At 69.5% G+C, this 1,447-nt stretch carries 1 protein-coding gene; it reads left to right on the forward strand.

Features of this window, described 5'->3' with window-relative positions; genetic code table 11:
- Positions 1-292: 292 nt before the first annotated feature.
- Positions 293-529 (forward strand): pRL2-19, encoded by a 237-nt coding sequence (locus tag AC07DW_RS34485; RefSeq protein WP_478861530.1) that lies wholly within the window; start codon positions 293-295, stop codon positions 527-529.
- The last annotated feature ends 918 nt before the right edge of the window (positions 530-1,447 follow it).

A 1,447-nucleotide genomic window follows, 5' to 3' on the forward strand; every position in this document is an offset into this window, starting at 1 on the left:
AACTGGTCCTCGTCCGCACGACGGCCTGCTGATCACCCACCAGCCGAACCACCAGGCCAAGACGGCCCGACCTCAATTTCCCCCAAGGTCGTTACGAGTGACCCGGATCAGCCCAAGAAGAAAGGTATGGAAACCATGTCCCCGCCGGCACCGCCATGGGGGCCCGCCTGCAGGACCGAGGCGCACACCGCCGTCGGGGACCCAGGAACGCCACCCCCGTCGCTGCGGAGAACAGCAACCACGATGCCGGACACCAGATCACCAAGCTAATCTGTGACGAGGAAGGTCACTGATGAACGACCTGCCCAGCCTCGCGGACATGTCCCACGCGATGCTCATCGCCCTGTTGATGCACCACGGTGGCTCTATGGACCTGCCTGTCGGGGCATTCGACGCCGGCGCCCTGGGCGACGCCCACGGCGCCCACCACGCGGTGCAGCTGACGCCGCTCGACAGCGGCTCGGTGCGGCTGTCCGTCGTAGCCCGCCCGCCCGGCGACTTCCCCGGGATCGAAGTCCACCAGGCGTGAACGCCCGCCTGCGCCGCTTTTCTCGACTCTCCGGCCGCCGACCGCCACACTCGAACCTAGACACCGGAAGGACTCGCCCGATGACTGCTCAGCCCGTCCACCAGCCCGCACCGCCGCCGCCTCCGGCGGCCGCCGCGCAGCTGCGCGAGCGCATCAGCCGGCACGAACGCGCGGCCCGCACAGCTCAGCCCTGGTCAGACCCGTTGGAACCAATAGGTCTGACCAGGGGCTGACGTGCGTCCCGGGGTCAGCGGGGCGGCAGGTCGGGCCGCTGTTTCGGCTGGGTGTGCCGAGACTCCCCGGCCCGCATGCGCTCGCACCGTTGCATGTGCCGGGGGAACTCCACACCCGTCGACGCGGTGAGGGCCGGGAAGGGCCAACGCCCGACCCCGCCGCACGGCGCTCCCCGCAGACCGCGCCGCGGTACTGGAGCGGCTCGGGGTGATCTGACCTGACCCGGACAGATCAAGGGGCCCCGGGCCGGAGACCCCGGCGTCCCCGTCAAGCACCTCTTCGCGCGCCAGATGCGCGGACGAACGCGCTTCACCCTCCTTGACCACCGCATCCTCCTGCGTAGCGGCACACTCCGTCACCACCGAATGGCTGTTTTCCTTACAGGGCCCCAGCCTCAGTGGTGGCCATCTGGTGGGTGCCTGCCGTGTGGAGGGGCGGGTTGACTGGCTGAAAACACGTTTGTGTGTTCCGCCGTCTCTCACCGAGGTTGTTCTATGTCCCCCTCTCTGCCTGTCGGAGCCGGTTTGGTTGCGGAGCGGGGTGCTGGTGGCGTTTTGCGGTGGCGTGGGTTGCGCCGGGTGGCGTTGGCGACGGCTGTGGTGATGGGGGTGTCGGCGGTTCCGGTGGTGTCGGCGGTGGCTGCCGATGTGCCGGGCGGGGTGCCGGCGCCGGTGTCGGGTTCGG

This window comes from Streptomyces sp. NPDC045701 (genome assembly GCF_056432045.1).